At 72.7% G+C, this 17556-nt stretch carries 17 protein-coding genes; 10 read left to right on the forward strand and 7 right to left on the reverse strand.

Features of this window, described 5'->3' with window-relative positions:
• The first annotated feature begins 18 nt into the window (after window positions 1-18).
• Together ACWFRU_RS19150 and ACWFRU_RS19155 are read left to right on the forward strand one after the other, a co-directional pair.
• Entirely contained in the window at window positions 19-1476 is a 1458-nt protein-coding gene (locus ACWFRU_RS19150; RefSeq protein WP_453688422.1) for an acyl-CoA synthetase, read from the forward strand.
• On the forward strand, window positions 1469-2884 hold the full coding sequence (locus ACWFRU_RS19155; protein ID WP_453688424.1) for a carboxyl transferase domain-containing protein: 1416 nt from the start codon (window positions 1469-1471) through the stop codon (window positions 2882-2884). Before ACWFRU_RS19150 ends, ACWFRU_RS19155 begins: the two co-directional genes overlap by 8 nt.
• Window positions 2885-2925: 41 nt before the next feature.
• Here ACWFRU_RS19155 and ACWFRU_RS19160 read toward each other — a convergent pair whose 3' ends face one another.
• Together ACWFRU_RS19160 and ACWFRU_RS19165 are read right to left on the reverse strand one after the other, a co-directional pair.
• Window positions 2926-3348, reverse strand: a complete 423-nt coding sequence (locus tag ACWFRU_RS19160; protein ID WP_453688426.1) for a hypothetical protein — start codon at window positions 3346-3348, stop codon at window positions 2926-2928.
• Window positions 3349-3375: 27 nt separating this feature from the next.
• Entirely contained in the window at window positions 3376-3780 is a 405-nt protein-coding gene (locus tag ACWFRU_RS19165; protein ID WP_453688427.1) for an STAS domain-containing protein, read from the reverse strand.
• Window positions 3781-3967: 187 nt separating this feature from the next.
• Here ACWFRU_RS19165 and ACWFRU_RS19170 point away from each other — a divergent pair, with 187 nt between their 5' ends.
• Window positions 3968-5017, forward strand: coding sequence for an NAD-dependent epimerase/dehydratase family protein (locus ACWFRU_RS19170; protein WP_453688429.1), 1050 nt, complete (start codon window positions 3968-3970; stop codon window positions 5015-5017).
• 48 nt (window positions 5018-5065) lie between these two features.
• Here the strand turns inward: ACWFRU_RS19170 and ACWFRU_RS19175 are convergent, their stop codons facing one another.
• Window positions 5066-6178 (reverse strand): sensor histidine kinase, encoded by a 1113-nt coding sequence (locus tag ACWFRU_RS19175; RefSeq protein WP_453688431.1) that lies wholly within the window; start codon window positions 6176-6178, stop codon window positions 5066-5068.
• Window positions 6179-6183: 5 nt separating this feature from the next.
• On the reverse strand, window positions 6184-7035 hold the full coding sequence (locus ACWFRU_RS19180) for a response regulator transcription factor (RefSeq protein ID WP_453688433.1): 852 nt from the start codon (window positions 7033-7035) through the stop codon (window positions 6184-6186).
• A gap of 124 nt (window positions 7036-7159) precedes the next feature.
• Between ACWFRU_RS19180 and ACWFRU_RS19185 the strand changes: the two genes are divergently transcribed.
• The 3 genes from ACWFRU_RS19185 to ACWFRU_RS19195 all read left to right on the forward strand — a co-directional run bounded on the left by ACWFRU_RS19185 (window position 7160) and on the right by ACWFRU_RS19195 (window position 9493).
• Window positions 7160-7945: a glycosyltransferase family 2 protein gene (locus tag ACWFRU_RS19185; RefSeq protein WP_453688435.1), complete on the forward strand. Its 786-nt coding sequence runs from the start codon at window positions 7160-7162 to the stop codon at window positions 7943-7945.
• Between the two features lie 181 nt (window positions 7946-8126).
• The gene (locus ACWFRU_RS19190) at window positions 8127-8792 is read left to right on the forward strand and encodes a TIGR04282 family arsenosugar biosynthesis glycosyltransferase (protein WP_453688437.1); all 666 of its coding nucleotides are present in this window, start codon (window positions 8127-8129) and stop codon (window positions 8790-8792) included.
• Window positions 8789-9493 carry a class I SAM-dependent methyltransferase gene (locus ACWFRU_RS19195; protein WP_453688439.1) on the forward strand — a complete coding sequence of 235 codons (705 nt, stop codon included), beginning with the start codon at window positions 8789-8791 and terminating at the stop codon, window positions 9491-9493. Before ACWFRU_RS19190 ends, ACWFRU_RS19195 begins: the two co-directional genes overlap by 4 nt.
• Here the strand turns inward: ACWFRU_RS19195 and ACWFRU_RS19200 are convergent.
• The gene (locus tag ACWFRU_RS19200) at window positions 9436-9921 is read right to left on the reverse strand and encodes a hypothetical protein (protein ID WP_453688441.1); all 486 of its coding nucleotides are present in this window, start codon (window positions 9919-9921) and stop codon (window positions 9436-9438) included. The two genes, ACWFRU_RS19195 and ACWFRU_RS19200, sit on opposite strands and share 58 nt — an antisense overlap.
• Window positions 9921-11219 carry a molybdopterin-dependent oxidoreductase gene (locus tag ACWFRU_RS19205; RefSeq protein ID WP_453688443.1) on the reverse strand — a complete coding sequence of 433 codons (1299 nt, stop codon included), beginning with the start codon at window positions 11217-11219 and terminating at the stop codon, window positions 9921-9923. Before ACWFRU_RS19205 ends, ACWFRU_RS19200 begins: the two co-directional genes overlap by 1 nt.
• Before the next feature lie 218 nt (window positions 11220-11437).
• On the opposite strand from ACWFRU_RS19205, the gene ACWFRU_RS19210 reads away from it, so the two are divergent.
• From ACWFRU_RS19210 to ACWFRU_RS19225, 4 genes are all read left to right on the forward strand, one after another.
• Window positions 11438-12796, forward strand: coding sequence for a hypothetical protein (locus tag ACWFRU_RS19210; protein WP_453688444.1), 1359 nt, complete (start codon window positions 11438-11440; stop codon window positions 12794-12796).
• Window positions 12797-12933: 137 nt separating this feature from the next.
• Window positions 12934-13845 (forward strand): LysR family transcriptional regulator, encoded by a 912-nt coding sequence (locus ACWFRU_RS19215; RefSeq protein WP_453688446.1) that lies wholly within the window; start codon window positions 12934-12936, stop codon window positions 13843-13845.
• A 123-nt stretch (window positions 13846-13968) separates the two neighbouring features.
• Window positions 13969-15330: a histidinol dehydrogenase gene (gene hisD / locus ACWFRU_RS19220; RefSeq protein ID WP_453688447.1), complete on the forward strand. Its 1362-nt coding sequence runs from the start codon at window positions 13969-13971 to the stop codon at window positions 15328-15330.
• A gap of 180 nt (window positions 15331-15510) precedes the next feature.
• Window positions 15511-16956 carry an amino acid permease gene (locus tag ACWFRU_RS19225; protein WP_453688449.1) on the forward strand — a complete coding sequence of 482 codons (1446 nt, stop codon included), beginning with the start codon at window positions 15511-15513 and terminating at the stop codon, window positions 16954-16956.
• Between the two features lie 4 nt (window positions 16957-16960).
• On the opposite strand, the gene ACWFRU_RS19230 is transcribed toward ACWFRU_RS19225, so the two are convergent.
• Window positions 16961-17506, reverse strand: coding sequence for a substrate-binding domain-containing protein (locus tag ACWFRU_RS19230; RefSeq protein WP_453688451.1), 546 nt, complete (start codon window positions 17504-17506; stop codon window positions 16961-16963).
• Window positions 17507-17556: the final 50 nt, after the last annotated feature.

Genomic DNA, 17556 nt, shown 5'->3' on the forward strand with positions numbered 1-17556 from the left:
ACCAAGGAGATACGCAGCGTGAGCTCCCCCCATCCGCCCCTCTTCCCGGCCCTCGTCGCGGGCCCCGACCTCCCCGCCCTGCGCTTCGGCGCACGCTCGCTGACGTATGCCGAGCTCGCCGCCACGGCGGGTTCCCTGGCCGCCTCGATCTGCTCGGCGCGCCGGGCGGCGCTGTGGGCCACGCCGACACTGGAGACCGCCGTCGGTGTGGTGGCCGCGCTGTTCGCCGGGGTGCCGGTGGTGCCACTGAACCCGAAGATCGGGGAGCGCGAGCTGGGGCACATCGTGGCGGACAGCGCCCCGACGGTGGTGCTCGCGGCCCCCGGTGACGAACTCCCGCCGCCTCTGCGGTCGTTGGAGCGCGTGGACGTCACCCTCACCGGCACCGGTACCGTGACGCCCGCGGCGCCGCCCGTTGAGCCCGACCCCGAGTCCCCCGCCCTGATCGTCTACACCTCGGGCACCACGGGACCGCCCAAGGGCGCGGTACTCCCCCGCCGGGCCCTCTCCACCACCCTGGACGCCCTGGAGGACGCCTGGCAGTGGACGTCCGACGACGTGCTGGTGCACGGGCTTCCGCTGTTCCACGTGCACGGGCTGATCCTCGGCATCCTCGGGCCGCTGCGCCGGGGCGGTTCGGTGCGGCACCTGGGCCGGTTCTCCGTCGAGGGGGTGCGGCGCGAACTGGCGGACGGGGCCACGATGCTGTTCGGCGTGCCGACCATGTACCACCGCATCGCGGAGGCGCTGCCCACCGACCCGGGCCTCGCCAAGGCCCTGTCCGGCGCGCGCATCCTTGTCTCCGGGTCCGCCGCACTGCCCGTCCACGACCACGAGCGGATCGCGGCGGCCACCGGGCGCCGGGTGATCGAGCGGTACGGCATGACGGAGACCCTGATGAACACGAGCGTGCGGGCCGACGGCGAACCGCGCGCCGGGACCGTCGGGGTGCCGCTGGGCGGAGTGGAGCTGCGCCTCGTGGACGAGACAGGTGCCGAGACCGCCGACCCGCGCGAGGTCGGCGAGATCGAGGTGCGCGGCCCGAACCTGTTCACCGAGTACCTCAACCGGCCGGACGCCACCGCCGCCGCCTTCACCGCCGACGGGTGGTTCCGGACCGGCGACATGGCGGTGCGTGACGACGACGGTTATGTGCGCATCGTCGGCCGCAAGGCGACCGACCTCATCAAGAGCGGCGGTTACAAGATCGGCGCGGGCGAGATCGAGAACGCCCTCCTGGAGCACCCGGGGGTACGCGAGGCCGCCGTGACCGGGGAACCCGACGACGACCTGGGCGAGCGCATCGTCGCCTGGATCGTGTCGACCGACCCCGAACAGCCGCCTACAGCGGCCGACTTGGCGGACCACGTGGCCGCCCAGCTCGCCCCGCACAAGCGCCCCCGCACGGTGCGCTACCTGTCGGAGCTCCCCCGCAACGACATGGGCAAGATCATGAAGCGATCCCTCCATGCCTGAGCCGACACCCGACGGCCCGGCTCCCCACGTGACCGCCCGCTGGACCGCCCGTGAGGCCATCACCGCGGTGGCGGACGAGGAGAGCTTCCGCGAACTCCCCCCGTGCGTCGCCGACTTCGAGGAGGCCCGGCCGGACGGCCCGCTCGCTTGGGAGGGTTACGCCGAGTCCCTCGCCCGCGCCGGGCAGCGTACCGGCGAGCGGGAGTCGGTGGTCTGCGGCACCGCCACCGTGGGCGGCACCCCCGCGGTGTTCGTCTCCTTCGAGTTCGGTTTCCTGGGCGGCTCCCTCGGCGAGCGCACGGGTGACCGCTTGGAAGCCGCGCACCGCCATGCCCGGGACCACCGGTTGCCCGTCGTCTCGCTCATCGCGACGGGAGGCAGCCGCATGCAGGAGGGCATGCGCGCACTGGTCCAACTCCAGCGCGTGGCACGGCAGTCCGAGCTCACCGGGGCGGCGGGGCTGGCTCGGATCGCGGTCCTGCGCGACCCGACCACGGGCGGCGGCTGGGCCACCCTGGGGGCAGGCGCCGACCTGATCCTCGCCCTGCCCGGCAGCCAGGTCGGCTTCGCCGGGTCCCGGGTCCGCCCGGCGGACGCGGACCCGGCTGCCTACACCGCCGAGGCCCAGCTCGCGGCCGGGGCGATCGACGACGTCGTACGCCCCGATGAGTTGCGCGAGGCGCTGGCACTGCGTCTCGGGCTGCTGTCCGCTCCCGGCAGCGACGCCCGCCCTGCGGCCGACACGCTCGACGCCCCCGCGCCACCCGACGCGCTCGGCCGCCGCGACCTGCCCGCCACCGGATGGGAGGCCGTCAGCCGTGCCCGAGCCTCCGAACGGCCGCTCGCGGCAGCCTATTTGGACGCCTATTTCACGGAGCGGGTGCCGTTGCGCGGCGACCGGTGCGGGGGCACGGACCCGGGGATGCTCTGCGGGTTCGGGCGCCACGAAGGGTGGACCGTCGCCTTCGCGGCGCAGTGCGGGACGGCGACGGCGCCCGCCGGGTACCGCACCGCGGCGCGTCTCGTGCGGCTCGCGGGGCGGCTCGGGATTCCCGTCCTGACGCTCGTCGACACCCCGGGCGCCGCCAACGGGGCGGAGGCCGAGCGGGCGGGTGCGGGCGCGGCGATCGCCGATCTGTTCGCCGCCGTCGCCACCTCGCCCGTGCCGGTGACGTCGCTGATCATCGGCGAGGGCGGATCGGGCGGGGCACTCGCGCTCGCGTCACCGGACAACCTCTGGGCGACACCGGACAGTTACTTCTCGGTGATCGCCCCCGAACTGGCCGCCGCGATCCTCAAGCGAGGGCACGACGAGGTCCGGGCGACGGCGGAGCAGCTGCGGCTGCGTCCGCAGGACCTGGTCGAACTCGGTGTGGCGCGCGGCATCGTGACGGCACGTCATGACTGAACCTTGATGCACCCCCTTCCTTCCGGTCTCGCCTCCCCTCGTCACCGCGAGGGCCCGGCATCGCTCCCTCGCACGACCTCGGCGGCCATGCGCAGACAGATCTCGGGGAGTTCGGGGGCGGCCCGGATCCAGTCGTCGGTGTCGACACCGGCGACGACACCCGCCGTCCACAGGGTGGCCAGCAGACGGGTGGCCAGGTCGCGTTCCGCTCCCCTGACCCCGGGAGCCACCCGGCGGACGGCGACGGTCGCCCGCTCGATCAGGGACGGTTCGAGCAGCCAGCGGATGCCCGCCCCGGCCTCCACGAGGAAGCCGGAGTAGATCGCCATGAAGATCCGCGCGGTGTCGTTCTCCTCTTCGAGGCCGACCCGCGCCTGCTCGGTGAACTGGGATATCAGACCCAGGTGGTCGCCCAGATGACTGGTCGGGGTCCCGCGGCTGCGCCGGCGTTCGCCATTGGTCATGTCAGCACCATCCGTCCGCTCTCCGGGTCAGGAGGTCTTCCCGATCTCGGGGCGACCCCGGCCCTCACCAGAGGCTTCACCAGCGGCCAGCGCCTGATCCACGGTGTCGTGGACCGCCAGCACGCCGTTCAGGCCCACGACGCGCAGTACCGCGCGAGGCGCTCTGTGCGGGGTCACCAGCCGCGTCGGGACCCCGCGTTCGGCCGCCGTCCGCCGGAAGTCCTCCAGGACGGCCACCCCGGCCAAGGTCAGGGAGCGCGCGGCCGCCCAGTCCACGACCACCGCCGACACCCCGCCCCGCGACACGCGGTCGAGGCGGGTCCGGCACATCTCACGCAATTCCCACCGCAGCGGCTCGGCGTTGCCCACGCGCACATCCGGGGGCATCCTCACCACCAGGCAGCCCTGTCTGACGGAGGTCTGTAGTTTCACCCGGACCACCTCCCTACGGCCCGTCCCGGCCACGGGACACGGCTTCAAGCCATGGCGCCAGTATGCCCACCCGCATTCCGGACTTCAGTGGTTGCGACCGGATCCGTCACCGACGGGTTCTTACGGACCCGTGACGTGGGCCCGTCGTCGGCCGTCGTCCCTGCTCTGCGCGCCTAGCGTGGGCCGCATGCGCGTACTTGTCACCGGCGGCGCCGGGTTCATCGGATCGCATGTGGTCGAAGCCCTCACCGAACGCGGGCACGACGTGGAGGTGTACGACGCCCTGCTGCCGTCCGCGCACGCCGACCCGCCGCGGGCGCCCGACGGGCAGCGGTGGACCGTGGCCGACGTCCGGGACCGGGACGCGGTACGGGAGGCGTTGCGCGGGATGGACGCGGTGTGTCATCAGGCGGCGATGGTGGGACTCGGCAAGGACTTCGCGGACGCGCCCGCGTACGTCGGCTGCAACGACCTGGGCACGGCCGTGCTGCTCGCCGCGATGGCCGAATCCGGCGTACGTGACCTGGTGCTCGCCGGGTCGATGGTGGTCTACGGGGAAGGGCGCTACGCGTGCACACGCCACGGGGTGGTGCGGCCGGGTCCGCGCGCGGCGGCGGATCTGGACGCCGGGCGCTTCGAGCCCCTCTGCCCGGACTGCGGGGCCGAGCTGCGGCCCGGCCTGGTGGGCGAGGACGCGCCCGCCGATCCGCGCAATGTGTACGCCTCCACCAAGCTGGCACAGGAGCATCTGGCCGCCGCGTGGGCGCGGGCGAGCGGTGGCCGCGCGGTGTCCTTGCGCTACCACAACGTGTACGGCCCCGGCATGCCCCGCGACACCCCGTACGCCGGTGTGGCCTCCTTCTTCCGTTCCTCGCTGGAGCGCGGCGAGGCGCCACAGGTCTTCGAAGACGGCCGTCAGCGGCGGGACTTCGTGCACGTACGGGATGTGGCGGCGGCCAATGCGCTGGCGCTGGAGGCGGTGTGCGAGCGGGAGGCGGGGGTGTTCACGGCGTACAACACCGGCAGCGGGGAGCCGCACACGGTCGGGGAGATGGCCCACGAACTGGCGCGGGCTTTCGGCGGCCCGGTTCCGGCGGTGACGGGCGAGTACCGGCTCGGGGACGTCCGCCACATCACGGCCGACTCGGGGCGGCTGCGGGCGGAGCTCGGCTGGCGGCCCGAGGTCGGCTTCACCGAGGGGATGACGTCCTTCGCCAAGGCGCCGCTGCGGGGGTAGGGCGGTGCCGCACGTCGGCGGGGCGCTGTGCCCGCGCCGGTCTGCCTCTCACGTCCCCGCCGCCGGCAGTGTCACCTCGAAGCGGCAGCCGCCCGCGACGTTGCGTACGGCCGCCCGGCCCTGGTGGGCCTCGACGATGCCGCGGACGATCGCCAGGCCGAGGCCCGCGCCCGCCGGGGGTGTGCGGGACTGGCTGCCGCGCCAGCCGGTGTCGAAGACGCGGGAGAGGTCCTCCTCGGGGATGCCGCCGCAGCCGTCGGTCACGGACAGGACCACGCCGTCCGGGGAGCGCTCCGCGGCCACCGCGACGGTCCCGTCGGCCGGGGTACGACGGATCGCGTTGATCAGGAGGTTGCCCAGGACGCGGCTCATCTCCTTGCTGTCGACCTCCACCGGAACGGCCTCGACGCTGTCGCCGACGAGCCGCACCCGGTGCTCGCGGGCCAGCGGGTCGGCGCCCGCGAGCGCGTCGCCCACAAGGTCGTAGACCGAGATGCGGGACGGAGAGAGAGCGAGTGCGCCCGCGTGGATGCGGGAGAGCTCGAAGAGGTCCCCGACCATGGAGTTGAGGCGCTCGACCTCGGTGCGGATCTGGCGCAGATAGCGGTCCGGTTCGGCGGCGACGCCGTCCTCGAGGGCCTCGGACATGGCACGCAGTCCGGCCAGCGGGGTGCGCAGGTCGTGCGAGATCCAGGCGACCAGTTCGCGCCGGGAACGCTCCAACGCGCGCTCGCGCTCGCGGGATTCGGCGAGTTTGGCGCTGGTCGACTCCAGTTCCCTTGTCAGTGCGGCCAGTTCGGCGCTGACGGGTTCCGGCGGGGCCGCGAAGCTGCCGCCGTCGCCGAAGGAACGGGCCGCCAGGGTCAGGGCCTTGCTGCGGGCGACGACCCAGCGGCCCAGCAGCAGCGCGGTGGCGAGGGAGACCACGGCGGCCATCGCGACGACGATGGTGACCACCTTCAGGTCGTGCGGCGACAGGAACATCTCCCAGGCCACCGCGAGCGTCCCGGCCAGCATCGCGAGCACGGCGACGGCCGCCACGACGGTCGTCGCCACCACGAGGGATCGGTGCCGCAGCAGGCGCAGCGTCAGGGCGCCCAGAAGTCCGGCGCTCGCGGCGCCCAGGAAGGCGAAGAGGGCGATGAGGAGGATGTCCTGCATGCGGGTCAGCCTTCGGCTCGGGGCGGGACGTGGTCCCGGCGGTCGTGGTCGTGGCCGTCACCGTGCGGAGTCCCGACGTCAGGGACGTCGAGACGGTACCCCAGGCCCCACACCGTCTGGATCAGCCGCGGCCTGGCCGGGTCGTCCTCGACCTTGCCCCGCAGCCTGCGTACGTGGACCGTGACCGTGGACAGGTCGCCGAACTCCCAGCCCCACACTTCCCGCATCAGCTCTTCGCGACTGAACGCCTGCCCGGGGTGGCGCAGCAGGAAGGCGAGGAGGTCGAACTCCCGCAGAGTGAGGGCTAGCTCGACGCCACCTTTGGTGGCGCGGCGGGCCGCCGGGTCCAGCCGGAGGCCCGCCGCGCCCAGCGTGGCGACACCCTCGGGAGCACGCAGGGCGGCGCGGCTGCGCCGCAGGACCGACTCCACCCGCAGGACCAGTTCGCGTGGGCTGAACGGCTTGGTGACGTAGTCGTCGGCCCCCACCTCCAGGCCCAGAATCCTGTCGTCCTCGTCGCCCCGGGCGGTGAGCATGATGACCGGCACCGGTCCCTTGCCGCGCAGGCGGCGGCACACCTCCAGACCGTCCATGCCGGGCAGCATCAGATCGAGGACGACCAGGTCGGGCCTGAGGACCCCGGCGCGTTCCAGCGCGCCGGGGCCGTCCTCGGCGCGGTCGACCTGGAAGCCACCGCGCTCCAGGTAGCCCGCGACGACCTCGGCGACGGTCGGGTCGTCGTCCACGACGAGCACCCGAAGCGGGCCGGGAGCGGCGGCTTCGTCGGCCCCGGTGCTCCCGGCGCTCCCAACGTTCCCGGCCTGCGGGTGGTCCTGCGGTCGTGGTGGTGGCTGCATGCCGCAAGCCTCGCACCTGCGGGGCCTGGACCGGCCGGTCAGAGGTGCTCCCGGTTGCCGACGTCCCCGTTTCGTAAGAACCTCAAGTCCCATTTGTACGGTTCGGATTCATAGGGTGAGTCACATGACCCCCTCCCCCTCCGCGGAACCCGATGGCCCTGACGTACCCGGCCCACCTGACCCGCCCGGCCCTCGCTCCCCCCGGGTGGACGTCATCCTGCCCTGTCTCGACGAGGCCGCGGCGCTGCCCTGGGTCCTGGAGCGCGTGCCCGCGGGCTGGCGGGCCGTCGTCGTCGACAACGGCTCCACCGACGGTTCGCCGGACATCGCCCGCGCCCTGGGCGCCACGGTCGTGCGGGAGCCGCAGCGTGGCTTCGGTGCCGCCTGCCACGCGGGCCTCATGGCGTCCGACGCGGACGTGGTGTGTTTCTGCGACTGCGACGCCTCCCTTGATCCGGGACTGCTGCGGCCCTTCGTACGCGGGGTGACGGACGGGACGGCCGACCTGATCGTCGGACGGCGGCGCCCCCAGGGCCGCGGCGCCTGGCCGCCGCACGCGCGCGCCGGGAACCTCGCGCTCGCCCGGATGCTGCGGCGGCGTACCGGCGTACGGCTGCACGACCTGGGCCCGATGCGGGCGGCGCGGCGCGACGATCTGCTGGGGCTCGATCTGACCGACCGCCGCAGCGGATACCCGCTGGAGATGGTCGTGCGCGCGGCCGACGCCGACTGGCGGATCGAGGAACGGGACGTCCCGTACCTGCCGCGCGAGGGCAAGTCGAAGGTCACCGGGACATGGCGCGGGACGTGGCACGCGGTACGCGACATGCGCTCGGTACTGGCACAACCCCCACGACCGGCCCCCGCCCCCGCCGCGAGCGGCCGGCACACGCCGGGCGGCGCCACATGACCACGCACGGTACGCCCCTCCGCGACACCGCCACGGAACAACCGCTGGCGCCCGCAAAAGCCCGCCTCACTCCACCCCACACCCCGGAAAGGCACGCTGCCCTGCCGCCTGAAACCCGGGCCACGCGCACCGAACCACCGCACGCCCTCACCCCCGCACTCCACACCCCAGGTGGTGCTGCATGACCACCCACCGCACGACCCTCCTCGTCATCGCCAAGGAACCACTCCCCGGACGCGTGAAAACCCGGCTCACTCCGCCCTACACCCCCGATGAGGCCGCCGAGCTGGCCGCGGCCTCGCTTGCCGACACGCTTGACGTCGTGCTCGCGGTGCCCGCACGCCGGCGTGTCCTGGTGCTTGCCGGAGAACCGGGGCCCTGGGTTCCTGCCGGGATCGAGGTGGTCCCGCAGTGCGCGGGGCGCCTGGACGAACGGCTCGCCGCGGCCTTCGCGGGGTGCGCCGGGCCCGCCCTCCTGGTCGGCATGGACACCCCCCAGGTCACGCCGGGCCTGCTCACCCCCGCCCTAGGCCCCGACGCCTGGCGTGACTGCGACGCCTGGTTCGGCCCCGCCGTCGACGGTGGGTTCTGGGCCCTCGGCCTGGCCGAGCCCGACCCCCGGCTGCTGCGCGGCGTCCCCATGTCACGGCCCGACACCGGCGCCCTGCAACGGACCCGGCTCACCACCGCCGGCCTGCGGGTGCGCGACCTGCCCACGCTGCGCGACGTCGACACGGCCGACGACGCCGGCAAGGTCGCCGCGACCGCACCGAGCAGCCGCTTCGCCGCCACGCTCACCCGCCTGACCACGACAGCCGGACACACGAGCCCCGGCGGCAGCCGATGAGCACAGCACCGCCGGTCACCGGCCTCCGCGACACGACAACCGCACCCGCGACCCCACCCACGCCCTGGCGTGCCGATCCGTACACCAACGCCCTGCGCAACGGACACGGCCCCCTGTTCCTGCGTCGCAGCGACGGGTGGCTGTTGCCCCTCGACGTCGAACGCTGGTGCGCAGGTGCCGATGCCGCGGACCTCTCCGCGTTGCGCCGCTGCGAGGGCAGTGTCCTTGACATCGGCTGCGGCCCCGGCCGCCTGGTGGCCGGGGCCGCGGCCCTGGGTCACCGCGTCCTGGGCGTCGACGTCAGCCAGGCAGCCGTCGACCACACGCTCCGGCTCGGCGGCACCGCACTGCTCCGCTCCGTCTTCGACACGCTCCCCGGCGAAGGACGCTGGGGTACCGCCCTGCTCATGGACGGCAATCTGGGGATCGGCGGAGATCCCGACGCGCTGCTCGCGCGCGTGGCCCAACTCCTGGCACCCGGCGGTCTGTTGATTGCCGAGACCGCACCGGTGGACGTCGACGAACGGGTCGAGGTGCACGTCGACGACGGGCACGGTGCCCCGGGCGAGTCCTTCCCCTGGGCCCGTCTCGGCACCCCCGCCCTGCTGCGCCACGCCCGTCCGCCCGGCTGGAGCCCGGCCGCTCAGTGGGACACCGAGGGCCGTTCCTTCCTGGCGCTGCGCCGCGCTCGCCGCACCTGAAGCGCCCGGCACAGAGCGGAGCCCGCGAACAGCGCGGCCGTGACGATCAGCCACCGCGTCAGGAAGACATCGGCGGGGAGCCCGGTGGTGGACTCATAGCGCCCCACCTGCCCGGCGACGAGCGGGAACCACACCAGCAGAAGCAGCCCGGACAGGAACGCCGGAACGCGTACGAAGTTGACCCACCCCCTGCTCTCGCGCCGCCCCGCGGCGGCCCGCAGGGCCCGGTCGGCGAGCGCGTACGCGGGCACGAACAGCAGATCGTGCACCAGCGCCGCACCGACGAACCAGGCGGAGATCAGCAGCCAGTCGCCGTCCAGGAGGCGCACCCCCGCATACCCCGCGAGCGCGAACGAGGCCAGCAGCACGAGGAGTTGCAGCGGGCCCTCCCCGTACCACCGCCGGAGTCGACGCACGAGACCGGCCATCACAGCTCCCCGAACGTCAGACGGGACACCCACTTGGTGTTGAGCACGCCGGGCGCGGCCGGAACGATGATCCGCGCCGGATAGCCGTGATCCGGCGACAGATCCTCGCCGTTCACCCGCAGCGCGAGGAGGGAGCGCGGGTCGCGGACCTGGTTGTCGCGCAACGCGGCCTTGCGGAAGGCCCCGTGCCGTTGCAGGGACTCCACGAAGACACCTGGAGGGTCCTCCTCGTACCCGGCGAGAGCCGCGAGGTCACGCAGCCGTACCCCACGCCACCACTGGTCCGACGTCGACCAGCCCTCCACGCAGGCGATGGGCAACGCGGCACTGTGCAGCGGGAGTTGGAGCAGGTCGCCGCGCGAGAGTCGTACCTCTCCCCGGGGGCCGCCGACGGACAGCCGCCACCCCTCACCCCTGTCCCGCTGACCTACCCCCACCTTCGCGGCCGTCTTGTTGATCTGGAAGCCGTTCGGCCCGCTCCCCGGATCGCCGCCACCGTGCGGGGCGAACAGGGCGGTGCGGCGCAGGGGCCCGTCCACGTTCTGCCCCGCCGTCGTCACGAACAGCAGGGCGGAACCCGCGCCGACCATGCCGAGCGCTCCCCGCCGCGTCACGGTGGGCTCGGCGGGCGCGGGCGCGACCAGGCCCTCCGCACCGGCGGGCTCTGCACGCGGATCACGAGGATCACGCGGATCACGCGGATCACGCACTTGCTCGCGCCATCCCCGCTCCCGCAGCACCCGTACTACCTGGGGCAGGCGCAGCGCGACATGGGCCACGAACGCGCCGAAGAACACCCAGGCGCCGTAGAAGTGCAGCGGATAGAACGAGCCGGGAAAGAGGTACTCCAACTGGACGTTGAGGACCCCGGTGACGAACTCGAAGAGCGCGCCTCCGACCAGCAGGAGCAGCGACACCCGCTCAAGGGCGTGTCCCACCGACCGGGCGGGAGGCAGCGCGAAGAGCTTCGGGATGACCGACCACAGCTTCGCGAGCAGCACCGGGATCAGCGTGACGCCGACCGTCACGTGCAGGCCCTGGGTGAGGCGGTAGAGCCAGTGCGGGTCGGTCGGCCAGTCGAAGAGGTAGAAGCCGAGAAGGCCCTTGTCGGGTGTCTTGTCGTTGACGGGTGACAGGTTCGGGTTGTAAGCCGCGTACGACAGCAGGCCGGTCACGAACAGGACCGTGATGCCGACGAGCAGGACGACGCCGAGCACCGAGGTGAGCCAGGGCCCGCGCAGCGGACTGCGCCAGAAACCGGGGTCGGCGGGAGAGGGGACGCGTGACGCTGGGGGCATGGAGCCACGGAGCATGGAGCGACGAGGCGTGGAGCGACGGGGCGTGGAGCGACGGGGCATGGAGCGACGGGGCATGGAGCGACGGGGCATGGAGCGACGGGGCATGGAGCGACCGTAAGCCGGACCATGTGCCCGAACGGGCCCGCGACTCATGACGAAACGCTGACGTCGTGCCGCGGGGCCCGTTCACTCCCGCCACCTGCGCCTACGGTGCAGACGTGAGCACCACGGAACGCACCGGCCGCCGCCGTGACCTGGCCGCTGCCGGCATCGCGGCGCTGCTCGTCGCCGCGGCCGTCGTCGTCGGCACGTCGATCGAGCACGCGGACGGCACACTGCACCTCAACTGGCCTCCCCTGTATGCCCGTTGGGATCCGCACATTGGACCCGGCACACCCGCCGCGCTCGCGGTCGCCGTCGCGGTGACCGCGTACGCCCCCGTCCTCGCCGCCCGGCTCTCCTGGCGGGCACTGCTCCTGTCCGCATGGACCGCTTCGATGGCCTGGATCTGGTCGCTCGCGCTGATCGACGGCTGGCACCGGGGCGTGGCAAGGCGGCTCACCACCAAGTACGAATACCTCCAGGTCATCGACCGCTTCGAGGACATTCCCGCGACGCTGCGGGACTTCACCCGGCACATCCTGATCGACTCCCCCGGTCACTGGCCCGCCCACACCGCGGGCCATCCGCCCGGCGCCACCCTCACCTTCGTCCTCCTCGACCGCGTCGGCCTGGGGGGCGGCGCCTGGGCCGGAGCCTTCTGCATCACGGTGGGCAGCACCGCCGTGGCGGCCGTCCTGATCACCGTGCGCGCGCTGGCCGACGAGGCGGCGGCCCGCCGTGCGGCGCCGTTCCTCGTCCTGGCCCCGGCCGCGATCTGGGTCGGCGCCTCGGCGGACGGCTACTTCGCCGCCGTCACCGCCTGGATGATCGCCCTGCTCGCGCTGGCGGCGACGCGCGAAGCCCGCTCCCCCGTCGTCGCGGCACTGGGCTCCGGCCTCCTGTTCGGCCTCGTCTGCTACCTCTCGTACGGTCTGACGCTCTTCGCGCTCGTCGCCGCGGCCGCCCTGCTGATCACCCGCACCGCGCGCCCTCTGCCGTTCTTCCTGGCGGGGGCGGCGGTGGCCCCGCTCGTCTTCACGCTTGCGGGCTTCGACTGGTGGGAGGCGTACCGCCTGCTCGTCGAGCGCTATCACCAGGGGGCGGGCGGCATCAGGCCGTACGCCTACTTCGTCTGGGCCAACCTGGCCTGCACGGTGCTCGTGGTCGGCCTCGCCACGGTCGCGGGCCTGCGCAGGACGGTGAGGGCGGCGCCCGGCGCGGTCAGCCGCCTGTGGAGCGGGCGCACCACACCCGCCGACCGGCTGACCGCCCTCGTCCTCGCCGCCCTGCTGGCGCTGCTTGCCGCCGACCTGTCGGGCATGAGCAAGGCGGAGACGGAACGCATCTGGCTGCCGTTCGCCACCTTCCTGCTCGCGGCGACCGCGTTCCTGCCGATGGCCGGTCGGCGCCACTGGCTCGCCGCGCAGGCCCTACTGGCGCTCCTGGTGAATCATCTGCTGTTCACGGGCTGGTGAGAGCGCGGCGCCCGCCGGCTTCGCCGCCGTCCCGCCGTTTCCTAAGGTGCGGGTATGCACAGAACAACCTCCCGCCCCGCCGCTCCACGGCCCCGCGGCAGCCGCCTCCCGGTATGCGCCTCGAAGGGAGGCGCCGCGTGACCCTCAACCAGTTGCGGGCGTTCGTCGAGGCCGAACGGCTCGGCTCCTTCACCGCCGCCGCGCAGGCCATGGACATCGCCCAGGCCTCCGCCTCCGAGCTGGTCCGGCGCCTCGAGGCGGAGCTGGACGCGGAGCTGTTCCTGCGCGGCAGCCGCACCCTGACCCTGACGGCCGCCGGCCGCGAGCTCCTGCCGTACGCCCAGGAGTCGCTCGCCGCGGCGGACAGCGGGACCCGGGCCGTGCACTCCCTGGGGTCGCTCGGCGGCGGCACCGCCACCTTCGGGGTGCTGCGCAACGCCGACTACTACCTGCTCTCCAACCTCGTGCAGATGTTCCACGCCCGGTACCCGGCGGTCCGCGTGCGGCTCGTGGGCCAGAACTCCGCCGAGACCGCGTCGGCCGTCGCGGAGGGGCGGATCGAGGCGGGTCTCGTCATCCTGCCCATCGACGACGAGGGGCTCGCCATCACTCCCCTCATGCGGGACGAGGTGCGTTACGTCAGCGCGAGCGCCGAACGCACCAGCGCGCCCGTGACCATCGAGGCGTTCTGCCGGGCGCCGCTCGTGCTCTACGACGCGCACTACGGCTGGAAGGACCCGACGCGGCGTCAGCTCGCCGAACGCGCCCAGCTCGCCGGGGCCCGTATCGACCCGTTGATCGAGCTCGAACACGTGGAAGCGGCACTGAAGTTGGCGGCGACCGGCGTCGGCGACACGATCGCGAGCCGGGCGGTGATCGACAGCCCCAGGTTTCCCGCCGGACTGCACACCGCACCCTTCGCCGAACCCCTCTACGACACCATCGCGCTCGTCAGGCGGCGCGGTCGCCCCCTGTCCCGCGCCACCCGGGAGCTCGCCCGCCTCGCCGAGGACACCATCCGCGAGATCGGGAACGGGCTGCTGTCCTGACCCGCGTCCTGATCTGGGGGAACGCAGTCATTCGACGGAAAACACACCCACAGGGAAACCCTGTGGGAAGCGCAGGAATCGCCCCTCTAGTCCTGTGGCCCAGGCACATCTACGGTCCCGGATATGCAGATCACGCACGACGAACAGAAGACCCTCGCTCCCTTCCAGTGGCTCAAGAAGCCGGAGGTCGACGGTCCCCCCGCCCAGCGCGACCCCAAGGTGGTCGAGCGCGTCTCCCAGATGCTGAAGGAGATCGAGAGCAAGGGCATGGACGCGGTCCGTGCCTACGGACAGGAACTCGACGGCTGGTCCGGCGACCTGGAGATCGGCGCCACCGAGCTCAAGAAGTCGGGTGACGCGCTGCCCGCCGACGTCCGTACCGCCCTGGAGATGGGCTACGAGCGCACCCACCGCTTCGCTTCCGCGCAGCGCGAGCACCTGACCGACTTCGAGGTCGAGATCGCCCCCGGCGTGGCGGGCGGCCAGCGCTACGTCCCGGTGTCCCGGGTCGGCGCCTACCTCCCGGCGGGTCGGTTCCCGCTCCTCGCCAGCGCCTTCATGACCGTGGGCGTCGCCAAGACGGCCGGTGTTCCCACCGTGGTGGCGTGCACCCCGCCGTCGGGTGAGCACGGTGCCCACCCGGCGGTGCTCTACGGCGCCTACCTGTCCAAGGCCGACCGCGTCTTCGCGGTGGGCGGCGTGCAGGCTCTCGGCGCGATGGCCTTCGGTCTGCTCGGCGAGGCCCCCGTCGACATGCTGGTCGGCGCCGGGAACGCCTTCGTCACGGAGGCCAAGCGGCAGCTCTTCGGGCAGGTCGGCATCGACCTCCTCGCGGGCCCCTCCGAGGTGGCCGTCCTCGCCGACGACACCGCCGACCCGGTCTGGGTCGCCGCGGACCTGCTCGGCCAGGCCGAGCACGGCCCGAACTCCCCGGCCGCCCTGATCACCACATCGGAGAAGCTGGGCCGGGCGGTCGTCGCCGAGATGGACCGCCAGCTGGAGACCCTCGCCACCCGTGACATCGCCGGACCCGCGTGGCGGGACTTCGGCTCCGTGATCGTCGTGCGCGACCGGGACCAGGCCGTCGCCGTGTCGGACATCCTCGGCCCGGAGCACCTGGAGATCCAGACGGAGGACGACGACTTCTACCTGCAGAACCTCACCAACTACGGCTCGGTGTTCCTGGGTCCCTGGTCCACCGTCGCCTACTCCGACAAGGGCATCGCGGGCACGAACCACGTGCTGCCCACCGGCAAGACCTCCCGCTACAACGCGGGCCTCTCGGTCTCCCGCTTCCTCAAGCCCCTCACGTACCAGCGGGCCGTCAAGGAGGGCACCGCTTCCCTGGCACCCGCCGTCGAACGCATCTCCGCCTTCGAGGGCCTCGCCGCCCACGGCGCCACCGCCACGATCCGCATCGACCGGATCGGCCGCACCTCCGGCGCCTTCGACGCCGTCCCCGAAGCGCTGCGCGAGCAGCTCTGATCCCGTCCCGCGCCTCGCCCCCGTGCCCCCTGCGGCCGGGGGCGAGGGGGTCCGGCGCCCGGAGCGTCACGTTCCGGCGCCGTCCGGTCCCCGGGCCGCCGCCGGCGTCACCTGCCCGGGACGAGTGAGTACCGTCCCGTACCAAGGGCACCCGCGCTCCCACTCCCCGAGGATCTCCCCATGCACCACCCCTCCCCAGACCCAGCCCCCACGGCCGCGGGCCCCGCCCTGCAACAGGGGCTCAAGGGCCGCCAGATCACCATGATCTCCATCGGCGGCGTGATCGGGGCCGGGCTCTTCGTCGGCTCGTCGACCGCCGTCGCGGCCGCCGGGCCCGCCGTACTGATCTCGTTCCTGCTGGCCGCCGCCCTGGTGGTGCTCGTCATGCAGATGCTCGGGGAGATGGCTGTCGCCAACCCCGACACCGGTTCGTTCTCCACGTACGCGGACCGCGCGCTCGGCCGCTGGGCCGGCTTCTCCATCGGGTGGCTCTACTGGTGGTTCTACATCCTCGTCATTCCCATCGAGGCCATCGCCGCAGGCGAGGTCATCGCGGGTCTCACCGCCGTCCCGAGCTGGATTCCGGCGCTCGCCATGATCGCCCTGCTCGCGGGCAGCAACCTCCTCGCGGTCCGCAACTACGGCGAGTTCGAGTACTGGTTCGCGCTGTTGAAGGTCATCGCGATCGTCGCCTTCCTCGTGCTCGGCGCGCTCGCGATCTTCGGGGTCCTGCCCGGGTCGGACGCCCACGGCGTCTCGCACCTGTGGAGCGACGGAGGGTTCGCGCCCAAGGGCGGGGTGGCCGTGCTCGCCGGACTGCTCACGGCGATGTTCAGTTTCCAGGGCAGCGAGATCGTCACGATCGCCGCCGCCGAGTCCGAGGAACCGAAGAAGAACATCAAGAAGGCCGTCCGTGCCGTCGTGTGGCGCCTGGGACTCTTCTACGTCGGCTCGATCTTCGTCGTGGTGAGCCTGGTGCCGTGGAACTCCGACGCCCTCGCCGACGGCTCCTACCAAGCGGTCCTCGACGTGATGAACATTCCGGGCGCCGGACGGATCATGGACGTGGTCCTCGTCGTGGCCGTGAGCAGCTGCCTCAACTCGGCCATCTACACCGCGTCGCGCATGGCCTTCTCGCTGGCCCGCCGCCAGGACGCCCCCGCCGCGCTCGCCGCGACATCGGCGGCCGGTGTGCCCCGTAACGCGGTGCTCGCCTCGACCGTCATCGGCGTCGCCGCGGTGATCGCCAACTACCTGCTGCCGAGCGTCTTCACGTACCTCATCGCGTCCAGCGGTGCGATCGCCCTGATGATGTACATGGTCATCGCCATCACCCAGTACGCCACCCGGCGCAAGGAACCGCAGCCGACCGAGGTGCGGATGTGGGCGTTCCCCTATCTGACGCTTGCCACGATCGCCTTCATCGCCGGTGTCCTCGTCCTGATGGCGGCCCTGCCCGGCCACCGCCTCGAACTGTGGCTCTCGCTCGCCCTGGCCGCCGTCCTGGTCACCGTGGGAGTCCTGCGGCAGCGGCGGCACGGCGACCGGCCCAGCGGTGAGGCCGGCGATACCGGTGACCCCGGTGACCCCGGTGTCAGTACCGGCGCCATGACCGGTCAGCGGTAACAGGTCAGGGGAGCCTGGCGTGCGTCGCCCGGGGCACGAACTCGGTCGGCAGGACGAGGCGTTCACCCTTGGGGTCGGCGTCACCGTCGATGCGCCGCACCAGCAGACGGGCCGCCTGACGCGACAGTTCCCGCAGGTCGTGCCGGACCGTGGTCAGCCGGAACACCTCCCAGGCCGCCATGGGAAGGTCGTCGAAACCGATCACGGTCAGGTCGTCGGGAACCCGCAGCCCGGCCGCGAGCGCCGCGTTCAGGACGCCGATGGCGACCACGTCGTTGCCGCAGAAGACCGCGGTGGGCCTCTGTGCCGCGTCGAGCAGCCGCGGCAGCGCCTGATATCCCGTCTCGTACTCGAAGGCGCCGCGCGGGGGATCACACCGTTCGTCGCCGCCCTGCTCGTGACCAGCTTCGACACGATCTACGCCGTGTGGGTCTACCTCGCGGCCGCCGCGGTCCTGGCCCTCGTGGTCGTCAGCGCGTTCATGACGGAGACGTACCGGAGCCACCTCGGCGCGGACAAGTTCACCGCCTGAGCACGACTGCATACGCATACACGAATCACCTACGCGCACCTGCGCGTCCAATTCTGAGACATCGAGAA

The sequence above is a fragment of the Streptomyces sp. NPDC055099 genome (assembly GCF_053607685.1).

What these genes read in the sequence shown, in the direction of transcription:
- ACWFRU_RS19155 (WP_453688424.1), top strand. Translation starts at nt 1,469, where the DNA reads ATGCCTGAGCCGACACCCGACGGCCCGGCTCCCCACGTGACCGCCCGC.
- ACWFRU_RS19160 (WP_453688426.1), bottom strand. Translation starts at nt 3,348, where the DNA reads ATGACCAATGGCGAACGCCGGCGCAGCCGCGGGACCCCGACCAGTCAT.
- ACWFRU_RS19170 (WP_453688429.1), top strand. Translation starts at nt 3,968, where the DNA reads ATGCGCGTACTTGTCACCGGCGGCGCCGGGTTCATCGGATCGCATGTG.
- ACWFRU_RS19175 (WP_453688431.1), bottom strand. Translation starts at nt 6,178, where the DNA reads ATGCAGGACATCCTCCTCATCGCCCTCTTCGCCTTCCTGGGCGCCGCG.
- ACWFRU_RS19180 (WP_453688433.1), bottom strand. Translation starts at nt 7,035, where the DNA reads ATGCAGCCACCACCACGACCGCAGGACCACCCGCAGGCCGGGAACGTT.
- ACWFRU_RS19185 (WP_453688435.1), top strand. Translation starts at nt 7,160, where the DNA reads ATGACCCCCTCCCCCTCCGCGGAACCCGATGGCCCTGACGTACCCGGC.
- ACWFRU_RS19190 (WP_453688437.1), top strand. Translation starts at nt 8,127, where the DNA reads ATGACCACCCACCGCACGACCCTCCTCGTCATCGCCAAGGAACCACTC.
- ACWFRU_RS19195 (WP_453688439.1), top strand. Translation starts at nt 8,789, where the DNA reads ATGAGCACAGCACCGCCGGTCACCGGCCTCCGCGACACGACAACCGCA.
- ACWFRU_RS19200 (WP_453688441.1), bottom strand. Translation starts at nt 9,921, where the DNA reads ATGGCCGGTCTCGTGCGTCGACTCCGGCGGTGGTACGGGGAGGGCCCG.
- ACWFRU_RS19205 (WP_453688443.1), bottom strand. Translation starts at nt 11,219, where the DNA reads ATGCCCCCAGCGTCACGCGTCCCCTCTCCCGCCGACCCCGGTTTCTGG.
- hisD (WP_453688447.1), top strand. Translation starts at nt 13,969, where the DNA reads ATGCAGATCACGCACGACGAACAGAAGACCCTCGCTCCCTTCCAGTGG.
- ACWFRU_RS19225 (WP_453688449.1), top strand. Translation starts at nt 15,511, where the DNA reads ATGCACCACCCCTCCCCAGACCCAGCCCCCACGGCCGCGGGCCCCGCC.
- ACWFRU_RS19230 (WP_453688451.1), bottom strand. Translation starts at nt 17,506, where the DNA reads ATGCGTATGCAGTCGTGCTCAGGCGGTGAACTTGTCCGCGCCGAGGTG.